The organism is Priestia sp. P5_B4 (assembly GCF_056400385.1).
The window spans coordinates 1-3,973 of sequence record NZ_JBFULJ010000329.1; the positions used below are offsets into that span (position 1 = coordinate 1).

General features: G+C 31.9%; 3 protein-coding genes. All 3 read left to right on the forward strand.

Annotated elements, in window-relative coordinates:
• Positions 1–544 precede the first annotated feature (544 nt).
• Positions 545–1,858: a UDP-glucose dehydrogenase family protein gene (locus AC1DRF_RS18600; protein ID WP_477741363.1), complete on the forward strand. Its 1,314-nt coding sequence runs from the start codon at positions 545–547 to the stop codon at positions 1,856–1,858.
• 513 nt (positions 1,859–2,371) lie between these two features.
• The gene (locus tag AC1DRF_RS18605; RefSeq protein WP_377578096.1) at positions 2,372–2,884 is read left to right on the forward strand and encodes a hypothetical protein; all 513 of its coding nucleotides are present in this window, start codon (positions 2,372–2,374) and stop codon (positions 2,882–2,884) included.
• A 689-nt stretch (positions 2,885–3,573) separates the two neighbouring features.
• The coding region (locus AC1DRF_RS18610; RefSeq protein ID WP_477741364.1) for a hypothetical protein at positions 3,574–3,973 on the forward strand (400 nt) is incomplete at its 3' end.

The following is a 3,973-nucleotide window of genomic DNA, read 5'->3' on the forward strand; positions in this document are numbered from 1 at the left end:
AGCACCGCAGCCACAACAAGCACCGCAGCCACAACAAGCACCGCAGCCACAACAAGCACCACAGCCACAACAAGCACCGCAGCCACAACAAGCACCGCAGCCACAACAAGCACCRCAGCCACAACAAGCACCACAGTCAGAAGTTGATAAAAAATGGTGGAAATTCTGGAACTAAAATAATATTATGGAATAAATTTTTTAAATATGTTTGAGATAATAACGATTCTATAACATGCCCAGTGGCAATGTTAATAGTCTTATTAAGAATACCTATATACTTTTATCTTTCTTTAAAAATATCTTTGTACATTATGTTAAATGCCTATAACACTAAAAGAATTCAACATATATTGGTTATAAGTGAAATAGAGGAATTTCGTTTCTGATTAAACTAATAAAAGTGGATAATACTAAATTGTGTTAAATCATCCACTATTAACTTAACATTTAGCTGATTTTATTTTTAAATGAAACAATTTAATACTAGTTTCAGAACTTTATTTGAGAACAAATAATCAGCATGTTAAAGAAAGGAAGGACATTCATGGATATAGCCATAATAGGTACAGGGTATGTGGGTCTGGTAACAGGAGTGTGTTTATCAGAAATAGGCCATAATGTTACATGTATTGAGATAGACGAGAAAAAAGTAAAAAGCTTGAGATTAGGAAATTCACCAATTTATGAGCCAGGATTGGATGAATTGATGGTAAAAAATATTCAAAAAGAAAGGTTAAACTTTACTACAAGTCATAAAGCAGGTTTGGCTAACAAGCAAATTATATATATAGCTGTCGGTACTCCACAAGAAGTTGATGGTTCAGCCAATTTAAAATTTATTGAACAAGCCGCCAAGGATATTGCTCAAAATATAACAAACGATGCAATCGTTGTTACGAAGAGTACAGTTCCAGTTGGAACTAACATGCATATAAAAGATATAGTCTTGAATAATCTAACAACTGAATTTAAAATACAGGTTGTTTCCAACCCTGAATTCTTACGTGAAGGATCAGCAATAAATGACACTTTTCATGGAGATCGAATTATTATTGGGCATGACAATGAACAAGCTGCAAATATTCTTGAAGAAGTCTATAAGCCATTAAATATTCCTGTATTCAAAACAGATATTTACAGTGCTGAGATGATAAAATATGCATCTAATACTTTTTTAGCAACAAAAATCAGTTTTATAAACGAAATAGCTAACATATGTGATAAAGTTGGAGCGAATATTGAAGATGTTACAAAAGGAATGAAACTTGATAAACGCATCGGTTCACACTTTTTAAACGCTGGTATTGGATATGGAGGTTCCTGCTTTCCAAAAGATAATAGTGCATTGGTTAAGATTGCTGAAAATGCTCAGTATAACCTAGAAATTATTAAATCTACTATTAAAGTGAATGAAAGGCAGCCGTTGGTGCTGGTAGAAAAAGCAAAAATACGCTTTGGCAGTTTAATTGGCAAGAAGATAGCTTTATTAGGATTAACTTTTAAGCCATATACTGATGATATGAGAGAAGCCCCTTCTATTTATATTGCACAGCAATTATTGAGGGAAGGTGCCCAAATAATTGGGTACGATCCAGTAGGTATTGAAAGAGCAAAAGAGATTTTACCAAAAGAAATAAATTATGTAGATTCTTTGGAACAAGCGCTTCTAGAGGCGGATGTTGTCTTTATCTTAACAGAGTGGAAAGAGATCACTGAATTTTTTTTAGAGAAGGCAGTTCAGTTAATGAAAAATCCGATTGTCTTTGATGGACGCAATTGTTTTTCACTAAAGGATGCAAATTGTTTTCGTGTCGAATATCACTCAATAGGAAGACCAACTGTATTAAGAGAACCCTAATTTGCAATAAGGATAAGACTGATTACTACTCTTCATATAAATAATTGTATAAACTTCCCCCTAATTTCTTCACTTATCTCCCATCGTATATAAAACTTCTGAATTCTAGAATACTCACTTATTTATTCTTAGAAAGAATTTAATTAAAAACAAAGAGGCTACTAACATTCCTTAATAGCCTCTTATATTATTTAATCCCCCAAAAAAAATTTCTATTTACTTTAAAAAAAGGGAAAAATTTTTTTGTGAGAAATTCTTAGGCTTGTATAGGCACACTTTTGTTAGTACATGAATACATATATTCCATGATTGTCACCTAACAAAGAGTTTTTAAGCTGTTGAATAAAATTCCATTAAATGATGTTAATTATAGTCTAGAAATAAAAATAGGTTTATACATTTTGTATCTTATCTATGTAGTTAGTTAATTAATTAATGTTTATAAGCGAGAAATACGTTAAGTTAACGGAACTTAGTAATGAGCAAGTGTGTCCATTTTGAAGGAGGTTTACCATGAACTTAATTGAAGAGGAAAATAATTATTATATTATGAAAGAAATTAAAGTTAAAAAAGCAAAGGTTGTTCAAAGAATAAGCACTGATACTTTGTACGAAAGAATTGTTACACCATACGAAGATGTAGATGTATCCGATGAAGACGTTGACACGCTAGATGAAAGTACGGATGCATTATGGGAAGATAATGAACCTTTATATAAGAGCTGTGTTTGTGAATTATTAGATCAAATTGCTAATAGCGATGATACGGATTTATTGTCAGAGTATGAAAATAAGCTACTGTTACTAAATAAGTCTACTTCACAACCTGTGTCAGTTGATGGGATGGAGCCAACTATTTTTACTTTAGAAAGTTTCGACCCTGATACAGGATTAGGAGTTTTCAGCTTTGACAGAGAAATGATGGATTCTGATCTAGAATCGATTCCTGTGAAAGGGACGTTTATTGAATGCTGCGACAACATTGCTGGTATTTTTTACGTAGAAGATAATAAGGAAGCTTGGTAAATTATTCTGCTGATATTTCTATACCTGTTTTGAAAGGTGATACCGGGTGTATTACCAAAAAATTAGGCTGTCAATTAACAGTCTGATTTTTTGGTAATAAATTTAAATGTTTAGAATTTAAAACATTTTCACATTATAAGTATCTTTTTGGAGATATTTTAGGCCTCTATAAACTAAACAAGAACTCTACATATTTAGTAAGTAATAGGCTCATTTTATATGGTTATTCAGACTAATATCGAGTATATAAGTTCTTTGATTAGTGTATTTAAGGAAACTGTAAGGATCTCTTGACATCGCGGTAGACATTTTTAGAAATTTATTGAATTCTTTATATTTTAAACCACAAGTTATCTTCGCTATGTTAGAAGATTTTTTATCTAGAAAACTTTATAAAACAAAATTAATAAAAACTCATTTTATTTAAAATTGGTGAAGTAGAAAAAAACTAATTGGAAATTAGGTTTTTTTTTTGAGAGAAAATAAGTAGTAATAACATTATTCTATTTCCTTTCTGGGCGATTTGTAACTTAAAAGGAACATAAAAAAATTTAGGAGAAATTTTAAGACAAGCATACAAGCATTTTTAAGATCACTGAATATAATAACAAGGAATCCAAAGAAAGGAAGTGATAGAGTGAGGGATTATTACATTGCAAAATGTATAAAAAGCTCCAACTGTAAAGAATGTGGATGCAAGCATAAAGACCACGAGAAAGAATGTGGATGCAAGCATAAAGACCACGAGAAAGAATGTGGATGCAAGCATAAAGACCACGAGAAAGAATGTGGATGCAAGCATAAAGACCACGAGAAAGAATGTGGATGCAAGCATAAAGACCATGAGAAAGAATGTGGATGCAAGCATAAAGACCACGAGAAAGAATGTGGATGCAAGCATAAAGACCACGAGAAAGAATGTGGATGCAAGCATAAAGGCCACAAGAAAAAATGTGGATGCAAGAACAAAGATCACAAGAAAAAATGTGGGTGTAAGAACAAAGATCACAAGAAAAAATGTGGGTGTAAGAACAAAGATCACAAGAAAAAATGTGGRTGYAAGAACAAAGATCACAAGAAAAAATGTGG

Excerpts from the sequence above, each read along its gene's own strand:
- AC1DRF_RS18600 (WP_477741363.1), top strand. The coding sequence starts at position 545 with ATGGATATAGCCATAATAGGTACAGGGTATGTGGGTCTGGTAACAGGA.
- AC1DRF_RS18605 (WP_377578096.1), top strand. The coding sequence starts at position 2,372 with ATGAACTTAATTGAAGAGGAAAATAATTATTATATTATGAAAGAAATT.